The organism is Flavobacterium psychroterrae (assembly GCF_018380615.1).
Taxonomy (GTDB): Bacteria; Bacteroidota; Bacteroidia; order Flavobacteriales; family Flavobacteriaceae; genus Flavobacterium; species Flavobacterium psychroterrae.
The window spans coordinates 1-12,084 of record NZ_JAGYVZ010000049.1; the positions used below are offsets into that span (position 1 = coordinate 1).

The following is a 12,084-nucleotide window of genomic DNA, read 5'->3' on the forward strand; positions in this document are numbered from 1 at the left end:
ACGATAAAATTGACGCAACAACACGCAGTCATACCAGAGCAATCCTGACTAAGAAATTCAAAAAAGCAATCCATTCTATCGCTCCAACTTCCGATACTGCTCCAACACCAGTTATTGCGGCTACAGGTACGGCTGTTGGTGGTGTTGCAACATTGATCTACGAGGATTTGGTTGCGCTGAAAGGCAGATTAGATGCTGATGAAGTTGATCCAAGCGGCAGACGTATCGTTTTGTCTACAAAACATTGGAATGACTTATTGGTTGATCGTAAAAACTTCGGTGATAAGTTGGTAAACTACAATACAGGGATGCCTGCGCCAATGATTGCGGGTTTTGAACTTTTCCAATACAATGGAAATCCGCTTTATACCAGTGCCGGGGTTAAAAAAGCTTTTGGAGCTGTTAAAGCTGCGGGAGATCGTGAAGGTTCTGTAGCATTTTGGACTGGTGGAATTGCTAAGAAAACCGGATTGACTAAACAGTATTTTACTAAAGCAGAGACCGACACAGCAAACCAATCCAATCTGTTAAACTACCGTCATTACTTTTTGGCACTTCCTTTTGAAAGCAGATTCATAGGATCAATTTACTAGTACTAACTAGAGTATAAATACAAAGGCTGCTATATGGTAGCAGCCTTTTTTTAATCAACTATGGAGCAATTTTTATACCCAACTCTTACGGCGTTTTTCGCAGCATTAATTACCTGGTTCTTTTCAAAAAGAAAATCCCTGGCAGAAGATCGAGCCGCTGAATTAGATAACGCAGTTAATGCGGTAAAATATTATCGGGAGTTACTCGATGATTTGGCTACACGTCTAACCGCCGCCACCGAGACAATTAAAACGATGGAAGCGCAACACCGAGAGTTAATGGGAATCAATCAGCACTTGGTTGAAGAGTTACAAAAATTCAAACAACTAAACGGAAAAAGCTAATGAGCCAATTATCCGCAAAAATATTACAGATCGCCATTACTCAAATAGGCGTTCAGGAAATACCAAAAAACAGCAACGCCGGAGCAGATGTTGAAAAATATCTAAAGTCGGTTGGACTTGGAAAAGGCTACAGTTGGTGCATGGCTTTTATTTATTGGTGCGCGAGTGAAGCATCTAAGCAATTAGCAACTACAAATACATTACAGAAAACTGGTGGTGTACTGGCGATGTGGAACGCAAAACCACTATTAAGAGTGAAGCTTCCAGAGCCAGGCGATATAATGATCCTCGACTATGGAAAAGGATTAGGTCACACCGGAATTGTAGAGAAAGTAGTAGGATCGAAAGTGCATACTATTGAAGGAAACACAAACGATGAAGGTAGCCGTGAAGGTTACGAAGTTTGTAGAAGAGTTAGAGAATTATCAAAAATAAAAGGATTTTTAAGACCATGAAAAATATAAAAATAGGTTGTTTGTTTTTAGTTCTCACCATGTTTCTGGTTTCTTGCGCAGGCAAAAAACCAGTTGTGGTGCAGAATACTACAACAATCGAAAAGGTGATAACCGAAACAATACACGATACTGTTTTGACAGTACAAAAAGACAGCTCTTCTTATAATGCACTTTTGGAGTGCATCAACGGAAAAGTAGCCATTAAGAGTGTTACGCAAGCCGAACCGGGGCGCAACTTAAAAAGCCCAAAGGTTCGGATTGCTGACAACGTCCTTAAAGTCGATTGTGAGTCAAAAGCGCAAGAATTGTTTTTGCAATGGAAATCAACTTACATCACAGAGCACAAGCAGGAAATTAAGGAAGTTCCAATAATTACCAATGTACTTACCTGGCGACAGGAAACTCAAATTAAAGGCTTTTGGTTTTTAGTATCAATACTTACACTTATAATCATTGCATTTATAAAAACAACTTTTAAAAAACTGACATAATGAAAAAACACGAAATTTTTGAAACAAACCCTGATTTAAAATCAGTACATGTAACGTCTGACGGAACGCCATTTTATAATGACAACGACGCAAAAATGCACGCAAAAACGCTGAAAGATAAATCAGTAGAATTAATTGTTAATCCATTACAAATTGAAGTCATCGACGAAGATGTTGACGATAACGAATTTGAAGACCTTAATAAATTACAACACGGTGATGCAATACCCGGAGCAATGATTGAAGTTCCTGCAATTCCAGATGGTTCTGTTACTGAAAATTTAATCGCTAAAGGCGGTGAGGTAATCAATATTACTGGTGAAGCGGTAGAAACTGCAAATATTGAGACTACCAAAGAGGAAACGCCTAAAAATAACACCAAAAAAGTTAAATAATGGGTAAGCCAAATGTAAATGTATCCTTTGAAAACGGCAATCTTGGAATTGTTGCTACAAGTCCTGACGGTATTTGTGTGATTGTTTCCTCTGCCGTTTCAAATTCCGGATTTGCTTTAAACAAAGCCTATACTGTGTACTCTCTTGAAGAGGCGGAAACTTTAGGGATCATTCCTTCAGTTGCGGGAAATTACGAATTGCACAAAACAATTAAAGAGTTTTATGCAGAAGCCGGAACCGGAACGGAGCTTTGGATCTATGGGCTTGCAAAAACAAAAACACTTGATGAATTAATTTCAGCAAGTTCAGTTGTTCTGACAGCATCTAATAGACGAATCAGATTTGTTGTTGTGAAATATGCACCATCGGTGGCGGAAGTGGTTGTTACTGCCGGAATTAGAACAGGGTTTCCTGCGACAGTTGCAACGGCTCAGGCAATAGCTGAACAATTTACAACAGACAAAAAACAGCCTGTAGTTTTTATAATTGAGGCATACAACTTTACAGGAGTCGCCTCTGATCTAATCGGTTTTTCCTCATCAACAAATAATAGGGTGGCTGTTTTAATCGGTGATACTGAAACAAGAACCGGATCAACAGCATCGAAAGGCGCAGCCGTTGGAGTTTTAGCAGGCAGAATCGCCACCAACCAAGTTCATGTAAATGTCGGCAGAGTTAAAGACGGTGCATTAAAACCATTAACCTTTTATGTTGTTGATACGCCCGTAGAACAGGTGAATATTGATGCAATTTATGATAAAGGTTTTATCACTTTAACCACTCATGTTGGGAAAAGTGGATACTTTTTTGTTGATGATATGCTAGCTTGCGAAATTGAAGATGATTACCATTTCCTGACACGCAGACGTGTAATTGATAAAGCGTATGTACTAGCAAACCAAAGTTTAACAGACTTTATCCTGGACACAGTTCCGCTAAACAACGAAGGTAAAATTCAGGCATCATATGCAAAAGCATTGGAAGCTGAAGTAGAAAGAGTAATTGCACAGGCAATGACTGCTAAAGGTGAGCTTTCAGCAGATGTTACTGTGGCAAACGATACAGGAGTTGAATGTCAAATTGATGTTACTAATAACATTTCTCAGGATTCAACAATCAAAGGAAGAATCAAAGTACGTCCACATGGCTACGGAAGATTCTTAGAATTTTCAATAGGATTTAATACAGGTCAATAATTATGAGTTTTAATTCAAGACAATACGAATGGGGCGATGTTACAGTCGTTCTGGGTGGTAGAGATATAACAGGGATTCGCGGTATAAAGTACACTGAAAAAGGCGAAAAAGAAGCCTTGTTTGCTAAGGGGAGATATCCTCACAGTATTCAAACCGGTAACATCACCATCGAGGGAGAAATCACAGTTTTACAGTCAGAGCTGATTGCTTTGGAAAAAGCCGGTAACGGATCAGTTTTAGGTTTAAATGTAGACGGCGTTGTTTCTTATGGAAATCCATCTGCCGGTGATGCTATGACTACTGACAGAATTGTTGGGATCAGCTTTACTGAATCACCAAAGGAAATGAAACAAGGAGATAAGAATATGGAAATATCAATTCCATTTATCGCCTTATCGGTTAAACCAAATGCTTAATTAAGTACAATTTAAACACTCCTTCGGGAGTGTTATTTTATAAAAACAAACAAACCAAAAATGAAAACAGCAACACCGGAACAAATCGCCGCTTGGAAAGCAGAACATGTATATGTTTATTCGCTTAAATCCTCAAACGCTGACAAAATATGTTATTTAAGAAAGCCTACACGTCAGGAACTTAGTTACGCATCTACAGCAGGAACATCTGATCCTTTAAAATTTAATGATTCAATTCTTAAAAGCTGTTGGCTTCATGGTGATGAAGAAATACAAACCAATGATACACTCTTTTTAGGTATTTGTCCGCAATTGGATGAAATATGCGCCTTTGAACAGTTTGAGTTGGAAAAGCTGTAGAGTCATCAGCTGTCAATGAGAATGACTGGCTCAGAATAGCGAACGCCCAATTAAGATATTACTTTCATCTTAATCCTGATGACTTAACAGACGAACAATGGGCGTGTAAATATGCAGAATTGATCTATATCAGAAAATCCGAAAACAACATGTTATAATGAGCAATACCTTAAGTTATATGATTCAGATCAACAGTAATGTTGATAAGGCGGCTGCAAGTTTTAATAAATTTTCGAACGGTGTTCAGAAAGAGATAGGTAAAATTCAAAAGAAATTGAATTCCGTTAGTATGGAATCTTTCATCAACAATGTAAAATCTGCTGCTGAAGGAATTGCATCGATGAATGATCCGGGTATGAAGCTTAGTACAAGTATGTATGATCTTCAAGCAATTACTGGAGTTACCGGAGATAAATTAAAAGAGATTGAAGGTTATGCCCGCCAGAACGCAAAAACATTTGGAGGAAAGGCTGCGGATTCAGCCGAATCCTATAAACTGATACTCTCGAAGTTATCACCGGAAATAGCAAAGGTTCCTAAGGCTCTAAAGTTAATGGGAAAAGAAGCTTCGGTTACTTCCAAACTTATGGGAGGTGATACGGTGGCTGCAACAAACGTTCTTACTACGGCGATGAATCAATATCAGGTTTCACTTGCAGACCCGATAAAGGCTGCAAAGGAAATGGCAAAAATGAACAATGTTATGGCTGCGTCTGCCAAAGAAGGTTCCGCGGAACTTCCACAGATTGCGCAAGCTTTGGAACAATCAGGATTGGCGGCTAAAACCGCAAACGTTTCTTTTGAGGAAACAAATGCTTTTATACAGGTTTTGGATAAGAACGGTAAACAAGGAGCCGAGGGCGGAATTGCATTGCGTAATGTAATGGCAACATTAGCTCAGGGAAGGTTTTTGCCAAAAGACACAAAAGCTGAACTGGCGGCGGCGGGAGTAAATATCAATAAATTAACTGATAATTCCATTTCACTGGCTGAAAGATTAAAGCCTCTTAAAAGTATAATGAATGATCAGGCTTTAATTACAAAGCTATTTGGTAAAGAAAATAATAGTGCAGCTATTGCAATGATTTCTAGTATCGATGAAGCTGAAAGATTAACGCAAGCCGTTTCAGGAACTAACACAGCATATGAACAGGCTGCCATAATTATGGAAAGCCCGGAAGAAAAAAACAAACGTCTTCAGGCACAGATCGATGATTTTAAAATCTCTTTATTCAATGGTACAAATGGATGGCTAGGATATGCAAATGTTATAAGCAGTACTGCATCAGATTTATCAGGTTTAGTGCCAATTATGCAGGGAGCCGGTAAAGTATTTTCTTTTATGACAAGTGCTACCAAAATGCAGGCGTTATGGACTTCAATAGTGACAGGCGCAACAAGCTTATGGACTGGTGCGCAAACAGCATTTAATATTGTTATGGCAATGAATCCGATAGTTTTTATTGTGGCGGGTGTAATTGCTTTGATTGCAGTTATTGCAGTTGTGGTTTCAAAAACCGAAGGATGGGGCAATGCATGGAAGCATACTATTAACGGCGCAAAGCTTTTGTTTATGGCATATGTACAAACAGTCAAAGCAAACTTTAATTTGATGGTTAATGGGTTCATGATAGGAATAAACAAAATTCAGATCGCATGGTACAAGTTTAAAAATGCCATTGGTCTGGGAAATAAAGCTGACAATAACGCTCAGATTGCCCAATTAAACGCTCAGGTTGAAACGCGAAAAAAGTCAATTAAGGATGGCTACAAAAAAGCAGGAAACACTGCTTTAGAAGCGGCGGGAGAATTTAAGGCTGCTTATGATTCCGTGAAATGGAAAAAGGAAAAGAAAACTGATGAAGGTATTTCTGATCCAAGCATTCCAGGTGCATCAAAAACCCCTCCCGCTTTGGGAGGTGGCGGCGGTAATGGATCGGGTAAAAAAAGCAATGAAGCTGTAGCCACTGGCGGAACCAAACATAATTACATTACAATAAAAATCGAGGAATTGATCGGGTTAAAAGCCGATAATGTCAGTGGTGGAAAGGACACAGCGAAACAAGCAGGTGAAGGTGTTGCCGATGAACTATTAAGAACTTTAGCAATGGCAGCAAGTGCCACAGGATAAATATTATGGCTTTAGATAAACAAGATTTACTATTTGCAGGATTAATGGGAAGTAAAGCTGTTAACCTGATTCAAAATGCAAACATTGTGAACAATGAATTGATTAACCGGGTATTGCCAGTTATTCCGTTTTTACCTGTTAAGAATGAAAAAAACAATGTTACGTCTAAATCTGGACACGCTATAAATGCAGAAGATAACTGGACAACTAGGGATTCAATAGAAACTGAAAAGCAATTCTTTCCGTTAACTTTTTCATTTGATGAGAAATTAAAAAACTCGTGGCTTTTCCCATATGAGCCAATGATAAATATTTCATCGGGAAATAGTATCGTAAAACGAAATGTTGCCAAGCAAGGAGATAAATTAACCGGTACTATTAAAGAGCGTTGGAACCGAAAAGATTTTGATATCACCGTAACAGGTGTGTTAATTGGAAGTATCATGCAGGGAAAACCTGAAGACTGTTTTCCTAAAGACCAATTTATAAAACTTTTTGAATTTTTGAAATACGAAAAAGAATTGTACGTATTCTGTCACCCCCTTCATTTATTAGGTATAAATAGAGTAGTCGTAGAAGAATATAGTTTTCCTTTTACAAAAGGTGAAAACGTACAAGCGTATGAATTAAAATTGACAAGCGATTATTCATATAACCTTTTATTACCCGAAGATTTTTAATGTATAACATTACTTGGAATATTAGATTTAAAACTGATGGTAAAGGATATTCTTTGCAAACAGTTGATTCAATTGACATTGAATGCAGTGTTGACAATTTGAGCGACACTGCTATTATTACATTGCCTGAGGCTTTTATGAATCAGGTTTTTAATATTGGCAATGAAGTTAAAAGGGGGTCGGAAGTAATTATAAAAGCCGGGTACGATGATGATTTAAAAACTGAATTTGTCGGTTTTGTCCAGGACGTTGTTAACAATGATAATTCATTAAAGATTAAGTGCGAAGATGCTCTTTTCTTATTCAGGAAAAGCGTTAAAGACATTCAACTTAAACCAACATCGTTATCTAAAATTGGACAGTTATTGATAGATCAGATTGACAAATCATACAAACTTGTTTGTGATTATGATATCACTTATGAAAAATTTGTAATTCACCAAGCTACTGGATATGATGTCTTAAAAAAGTTAGCTGAAGAAACCAAAGCAAACATTTATTTCAATACAGAAAAAAAAGAATTACATATTCATCCTCCTTATTTGGAAAAAGGCGGTGATGTGGTTTATTCAATGCAAAGAAATATAGAAAACAGCTCTTTGGAATTCAAAAAAGCAATTGATCGTAAAGTCGAGATAACAGTTGAAAAAACAAACCTTTCAGGAAAAATAGAAAAATATACAACAGGCACAACAGGCGGTGATAAAATTACTCTTAAAGTTGGTTCTGTCAGTACTGCGGACTTAAAAAAAATTGCGAATGCGGAATTAATCAGAAGATCGGCAGATATGTATGAGGGAAGTATTGACACATGGGCAATTCCATTTGTTCAGCCGACCTACTCAGCAAAAATAAAAGACGAAGATTATCCAGAAAAAGACGGAAAGTATTATGTCGTAGCTGTAACCACTGCAATCAATGAGAGTGGATTTAAAAGAACATTAAAATTAGGAGTTAAACTAAGTGTATAAATGGACAAACCCGCTGCAATAAAACGCGCATTAATTGAAGCCCTGGGCTTTAATGAGAATCTTGCAATTACTGCGGAAGTAATTTCTATCCAAAACACAACTTGTACAGTGAAATTAGTTTCAGGAATGGTATTAGATGATGTGCGTCTTTGTGCGACAATAAATGAAAATGAAGATTTATTTATTACAGTCCCAAAAGTTGGCTCCGAGGTAATTCTTATGAGCCAGACAGGTGAATTGTCAGGATTAATAGTTATTAAGGTTGATGCGGTCGAAAGTATGTCTTATAAAAAAGGAGGTTTTGAGTTTATCGTGGACGGAACCACGGGAAAAGTAACATTGAAAAACGAAACATCAAATCTAGGCGCTTTAGTTTCCTCTTTATTAACTGAAATTCAAAACGCAATTATTTTAACTCCTTCGGGACCTGGTAAAATAGCGCCGACAACAATAGCAAAATTAATACAATTAGACACAAAGTTTAAAACTCTTTTAAATAGCAATTAAAATGTCTTTAAATAAAGCCGCACTAAAAACAGCAATTACAATTTTGCTAACCGATATGTTAGAAAAAGAGAGCAATTCAATTGAAGAGTTTGCGAATCGTCTATCTAATGAAATTGAAATATTTGTGAAATCAGGAACCGTAACGGTTAATGTATCGACAACAGGAAGCGCATCGGCACAGACAGGAACCGGAACGGGAAATATAACATAACAATTATGAAAAACATAGGCATTCAACTAAATGACAACAGTGATGATGGAACTATTATGGATTTAAAAATCGATCCTGTTCGTGATGCTTCAAATAAAATATTAAGTGGCTTGGTTATCGGGCAGTCAAAGGAGCAAAACATCGCATTGATGTTAATGATGCACCAAGGAGAATTAAAATTCAAACCTGATTTGGGGGTTGGTATTGAAGATATCGTCCTTAGTTCAGATTATTTGATTTTTAGGCATAGAATCAGTGAGCACTTAAAAAAAGATAATTTAATTGTTAGTCAAGTTGATTTATTTGAAAACAAGCCTTTTAAAATAATTGCTGAATATGGAAAGTAAAGTACATCAGGGTCAAAGTTTTTTAGATAAAACAATTGAAATGACAGGCTCCTTTGAGAATGTTTTTTTAATGTCTTTGGAAAATAACATTTCAATTACTGAAACTTTAGAAATTGGTTTTGATCTAAAATTTTCAGGAAAGCAGTTTAAACCAATAACGGATTTGTTCGATGATAAAAATCGTTGTGCTACAGGAATAACAAAAAGCGACTTTGCAGTAATAGTTCCTGATGAGGGAATTGGCGCAATGATAATTGAAGATACATTTATAGTAAGATAATGGCACGATCCAAAACACAAATTAAAGCTGAAATTACAACGCCATTTATGGCAAATCAAAGCTTTGCAGAAAAGTACGGTTTCACAATTGGTACATCTTTCGAGTCTGAATTTTCACTCGTTAGTTTAGAAAACATTCTTTTTGAAATGGTTGCTTTTGCGCTCTACTTACATGAATTAATGTTTGATCAGCACACAAAAGAAGTTGATCAGCGTTTGGCAAATGAAAAAGCCGGAACGCTCCCATGGTACAGAACAATGGCTTTGCGTTTCCAATTAGGTTTTGCTCTTGTCCAAGACAAAGATTATTTCGACAACGGCGCTGCCACTACTGAGCAAATCGAAAACTCTAAAATTATAAAGTATGCGGCGGTTAGTGAAGCAACCGACAGTAGCCGGGTGATATTAAAAATAGCCGGTGAGCAAAATGGAGTATTGACCAATTTTACTGATGCTTCGCAAGTTGAAGCGATTGAATTCTATTTTGAAAGAATAAAAGTTGCGGGTGTAGACCTAACTATTATCAACTACAAAGCCGATAAATTGTACTTAACCATTCAGATCAAAAGGGATGCGTTAATATTGAATGAAAACGGTATGAGTAAGCTTGATGCTGATTACCCGGTGAATGAAGCTTTAAAGGCGTTTATGAAAGAATTGAAATTCAATGGTGAATTACAACTTTCATCTTTAATCGATAAAATTCAGTTAGTATCGGGCGTTTTAGATGCAACACTTATCAGCGCGCAGAGTGCATGGATTAATCCTGAAATAAACGATTACGGCATTCCGCAACCAATCAATATAACAAAAGTTGCTGAGAGCGGATATTTTGAGATAGTAACATTTGACAATATTCATTATGTGGTTTAAAATCGACTGGAATATTTTCGCCCTGGACAACATTCCCACGATGCTTCGGAAACCATCCTTAGCCTTTTTTGCTCAAACATTATTGAAGCCTTTAAACTCGCTTTATTATAAATGGTCAAACTGGCGAATAGATAATTTATACAAACTTGAACATACTGGTCAGATTTGTTCGTTAGAAGGTTCTCTGAATGATGGTTTTGATAGAATACAACGGCGAATCTACATAGGCAATGGTCAAACGCATAAAACCTTTTACATCTATACCGAAGTAGAATCAAAAACAGTTTACCTGTATCCGGAGATCGAAAACAAAACAATTTATTTACGAACGGAATCAGAAACGGCAGATACGGGTTTAGACTTTATTGTCTTTGTTCCGGAGGAAATTTATAACGCTCAGTTTTTTGCATTAGATGCACACATCAAATTTTACAAATCAGGCGGTTTCCGTTACAAAATATTTATTATAGATGAATAATACAAAGTTTATACAAACAGGCGGTTGGCCGTTAAATCTTGAGAGACTCGAAGAGCTTGAAACATCCTTTAATATATTTAATGCTTTTGGATCATTAGCCGGTAATTTTAGTATTATTTCAGGCTGTGAAACAATTGGCAGCACAGTTCAAAAAGGTTTCGTTTATATTGACGGTGAACTTTTAGAGTTTAGACCCGCAGTTGTATCTGGGACTTCACGAGTTATAATTATCGAAGAAGCTGTATCTCGTCCTTTTCAAAATGGTTCAGTAAAACAAGTATACACAATTCGTTACACTACTTTCGGAACTTCAGATGTTTCCTGGGCTTGGACAGATTTTGCCAGACCTATAGAAACAAAACTATTAAAAGGTTTATTTGATGGTATCGCAGGGAGTTTTAATGCTATTACCGCACGGCTTGTTACTGCTGAGAATAAATTGGCAACAATTGCATCCGGCGCACAAGTGAATGTTCAAAGTGATTGGAATGTAACTGATGTCAATTCAGATGCGTTTATCAAAAACAAAATCGCAATGTTAAGCCCATTCTTGAGAGTTTCAACATTCTTTATTGGCAATCCGGCTATTGATCAGAAATACACTGTTAGCTTTCCAACTGTTAACACTTCAAATTACTTGGTAGTAGCAGGGATAAAAGTTAATAATTCATCGCAATGGGATTTATCCAACGATCTCATTTGGACATATGGAGCAACAACAGCCACATCATTTGAGCTTTACTTACGTGAAATAGCAAATCAAACACAAAGCGTAACATTGGGTTATGCGTTAATACCACTTTAATATGGCATCTTTAACCGAAATATACGACTGGTTCATGACCGGTAAAAAACCAACGCAAGCGCAGTTTTGGGCAACATTTTCAAGTTTCAGGCATAAAGCAGAGGCTATAGCGCAAAGTGATATTGCAAATCTGTCACAGACCCTTAATGCAAAAGCTGAGAAATCACAATTTGATGCTCACCTGACTGATCCAAACGCTCATGCTGAATCTATAGGAGGAAAATTAGACAAAGCAGGTTATCCTGGCAACGCTGAAGATTTAGACCGCCGTATTGCCGCGGTCGAAATGCCTGACAGGGTTTTGAAATACGGAACTATTACAATGACAGGTTTAAATCTTTCAATTGCAGCCAATGCGTTTGCGTGGGTATTATATAGAAATCAATTCCTAAACCCGCCTGCTTTTTCCAGTGCAATAACCGCAGCAACTGCGGGAAAATATAGAAATAATATAGTAGTTGGAAACCAAGTTGGTACATACGAAATCATTCAGGGTGACGAAGCTTCAACAGGTGGAGCAGCGGCAGAACCACCAGTTCCACCCGGAACGA

General features: G+C 37.2%; 18 protein-coding genes and 1 pseudogene. All 19 read left to right on the plus strand.

The genetic code is table 11. The features are described 5' to 3' along the window. The coding region (locus tag KHA90_RS24400) for a hypothetical protein (RefSeq protein ID WP_213308015.1) at positions 1-593 on the plus strand (593 nt) is incomplete at its 5' end. Between the two features lie 60 nt (positions 594-653). Continuing rightward, the gene (locus tag KHA90_RS24405) at positions 654-938 is read left to right on the plus strand and encodes a methyl-accepting chemotaxis protein (RefSeq protein ID WP_213308023.1); all 285 of its coding nucleotides are present in this window, start codon (positions 654-656) and stop codon (positions 936-938) included. Then, positions 938-1,393, plus strand: coding sequence for a CHAP domain-containing protein (locus KHA90_RS24410; protein WP_213308030.1), 456 nt, complete (start codon positions 938-940; stop codon positions 1,391-1,393). The genes KHA90_RS24405 and KHA90_RS24410 overlap by 1 nt, the downstream gene beginning before the upstream one ends. Continuing rightward, complete coding sequence (locus tag KHA90_RS24415) at positions 1,390-1,884, plus strand: hypothetical protein (protein WP_213308032.1); 495 nt, start codon at positions 1,390-1,392, stop codon at positions 1,882-1,884. Before KHA90_RS24410 ends, KHA90_RS24415 begins: the two co-directional genes overlap by 4 nt. Further along, positions 1,884-2,279: a hypothetical protein gene (locus KHA90_RS24420; RefSeq protein ID WP_213308034.1), complete on the plus strand. Its 396-nt coding sequence runs from the start codon at positions 1,884-1,886 to the stop codon at positions 2,277-2,279. The genes KHA90_RS24415 and KHA90_RS24420 overlap by 1 nt, the downstream gene beginning before the upstream one ends. Continuing rightward, a complete protein-coding gene (locus KHA90_RS24425; RefSeq protein ID WP_213308035.1) occupies positions 2,279-3,475 on the plus strand; it encodes a DUF2586 family protein in 1,197 nt (398 codons plus the stop codon). The genes KHA90_RS24420 and KHA90_RS24425 overlap by 1 nt, the downstream gene beginning before the upstream one ends. A gap of 2 nt (positions 3,476-3,477) precedes the next feature. Further along, entirely contained in the window at positions 3,478-3,891 is a 414-nt protein-coding gene (locus KHA90_RS24430; protein ID WP_213308037.1) for a hypothetical protein, read from the plus strand. 60 nt (positions 3,892-3,951) lie between these two features. Next, positions 3,952-4,251, plus strand: a complete 300-nt coding sequence (locus tag KHA90_RS24435) for a hypothetical protein (protein ID WP_213308039.1) — start codon at positions 3,952-3,954, stop codon at positions 4,249-4,251. A 157-nt stretch (positions 4,252-4,408) separates the two neighbouring features. Beyond that, a complete protein-coding gene (locus KHA90_RS24440; protein WP_213308041.1) occupies positions 4,409-6,382 on the plus strand; it encodes a phage tail tape measure protein in 1,974 nt (657 codons plus the stop codon). A gap of 5 nt (positions 6,383-6,387) precedes the next feature. Continuing rightward, positions 6,388-7,062, plus strand: coding sequence for a DUF6046 domain-containing protein (locus KHA90_RS24445; RefSeq protein ID WP_213308043.1), 675 nt, complete (start codon positions 6,388-6,390; stop codon positions 7,060-7,062). Beyond that, positions 7,062-8,033, plus strand: coding sequence for a hypothetical protein (locus KHA90_RS24450; protein ID WP_213308045.1), 972 nt, complete (start codon positions 7,062-7,064; stop codon positions 8,031-8,033). The genes KHA90_RS24445 and KHA90_RS24450 overlap by 1 nt, the downstream gene beginning before the upstream one ends. After that, a complete protein-coding gene (locus KHA90_RS24455) occupies positions 8,034-8,540 on the plus strand; it encodes a hypothetical protein (protein ID WP_213308047.1) in 507 nt (168 codons plus the stop codon). It begins immediately after the preceding gene. Position 8,541: 1 nt separating this feature from the next. Then, positions 8,542-8,751, plus strand: a complete 210-nt coding sequence (locus KHA90_RS24460; RefSeq protein ID WP_213308049.1) for a hypothetical protein — start codon at positions 8,542-8,544, stop codon at positions 8,749-8,751. Positions 8,752-8,756: 5 nt separating this feature from the next. Then, positions 8,757-9,098: a hypothetical protein gene (locus tag KHA90_RS24465; protein WP_244860598.1), complete on the plus strand. Its 342-nt coding sequence runs from the start codon at positions 8,757-8,759 to the stop codon at positions 9,096-9,098. Further along, positions 9,088-9,378 carry a hypothetical protein gene (locus KHA90_RS24470; RefSeq protein ID WP_213308051.1) on the plus strand — a complete coding sequence of 97 codons (291 nt, stop codon included), beginning with the start codon at positions 9,088-9,090 and terminating at the stop codon, positions 9,376-9,378. Before KHA90_RS24465 ends, KHA90_RS24470 begins: the two co-directional genes overlap by 11 nt. Continuing rightward, on the plus strand, positions 9,378-10,250 hold the full coding sequence (locus KHA90_RS24475) for a nucleotidyltransferase (protein WP_213308052.1): 873 nt from the start codon (positions 9,378-9,380) through the stop codon (positions 10,248-10,250). Before KHA90_RS24470 ends, KHA90_RS24475 begins: the two co-directional genes overlap by 1 nt. Then, positions 10,240-10,728 (plus strand): hypothetical protein, encoded by a 489-nt coding sequence (locus KHA90_RS24480; protein ID WP_213308054.1) that lies wholly within the window; start codon positions 10,240-10,242, stop codon positions 10,726-10,728. The genes KHA90_RS24475 and KHA90_RS24480 overlap by 11 nt, the downstream gene beginning before the upstream one ends. After that, complete coding sequence (locus KHA90_RS24485) at positions 10,721-11,533, plus strand: hypothetical protein (protein ID WP_213308057.1); 813 nt, start codon at positions 10,721-10,723, stop codon at positions 11,531-11,533. The genes KHA90_RS24480 and KHA90_RS24485 overlap by 8 nt, the downstream gene beginning before the upstream one ends. Position 11,534: 1 nt before the next feature. Then, positions 11,535-12,084, plus strand: a pseudogene (locus tag KHA90_RS24490) (hypothetical protein); the annotation flags it as partial.